This is a genomic window from Falsirhodobacter sp. alg1 (assembly GCF_000739715.2).
Classification (GTDB): Bacteria; Pseudomonadota; Alphaproteobacteria; order Rhodobacterales; family Rhodobacteraceae; genus Falsirhodobacter.
Genome location: NZ_BBJC02000038.1, coordinates 1 through 865 on the forward strand (window position 1 = coordinate 1; position 865 = coordinate 865).

Below are 865 nucleotides of genomic sequence, written 5' to 3' on the forward strand. Positions count from 1 at the left end.
GCGTTCGACTTTCTGGCGCATGCGCCGCTGCTGTCGATCATCCTGATCGTTTCCTGGCAGTGGCTGCCCTTTGCAACGCTGATCCTGCTGACCGCCCTGCAGTCGCTGGATAGCGAACAGCTCGAAGCCTCCGAGATGGACGGTGCGGGTCCGCTGGCACGCTTCTTCTGTGAGATCAAAAAAGTCACAGTTGGCACCGCGTGTACGTTCCCGGCAAATCTGCTCCGCCACGGGTTCCACCCGCGCCTCGGCAGTCGTAGAAGGCGCTGCGCGCAGCAGCCGGGCTCAGCTTCGGGCCCGGCTCTGCCACGCAGGTGCCGTTGTTGTGGCCAGAGGGATATTGCGATGACTGGGGGAGCGGTTCGCATGCGGCCAACGCAAACAGGCCTGCCGCCATCATCACCTTCTGCATTCGCCCGCTCCCCCGCATCCTGCAAACAATTTGTATCGTCTAGATATTTCTGTGGCGTCGCTTGTCCAGCCGCAATAGCGTCGGATCATGTTTACAATCGAACACGAATTTGACGCGACAGTGATCACCCTGATCGACGAGGGGACCGCCCATCTTGAAGAGGATGTGGTGATCCAGGCGTTCGAGGATCAGGTGACGCTGGAACAGGGAAATCCCGAAACCGGAGAGGTCGCGCGCATCGTGCTTTCGGTATGGGCAGGGTGGAAACGACCTTTTACGCGGCTTTGGCGGTGATGATACGCTGGACGGCGGCGCCGGCAACGATACCTTGATCGGCGGGGCCGGAGCAGACTTTCTGGTGGGCGGTGATGGCAAGGACATGGTCAATTACGTCGATTCCCCCATTGGGCTGGTGATTGATCTTGCCCGCCCGGGACCAATACCGGCATCGCC

The 865-nt window shown here is 60.5% G+C and carries 1 protein-coding gene and 2 pseudogenes; all 3 read left to right on the forward strand.

What is annotated here, in order from left to right:
• A pseudogene (locus TR36_RS15140) lies at positions 1 to 168 on the forward strand (ABC transporter permease subunit); the annotation flags it as partial.
• A 331-nt stretch (positions 169 to 499) separates the two neighbouring features.
• Entirely contained in the window at positions 500 to 706 is a 207-nt protein-coding gene (locus TR36_RS14015) for a hypothetical protein (RefSeq protein ID WP_045393879.1), read from the forward strand.
• A pseudogene (locus TR36_RS16480) lies at positions 624 to 865 on the forward strand (hypothetical protein); the annotation flags it as partial. The gene TR36_RS14015 and the pseudogene TR36_RS16480, both read left to right, overlap by 83 nt.

Bases quoted from the DNA above. Each gene is read 5' to 3' on its own strand.
- TR36_RS14015 (WP_045393879.1), top strand. From the start codon at position 500: ATGTTTACAATCGAACACGAATTTGACGCGACAGTGATCACCCTGATC.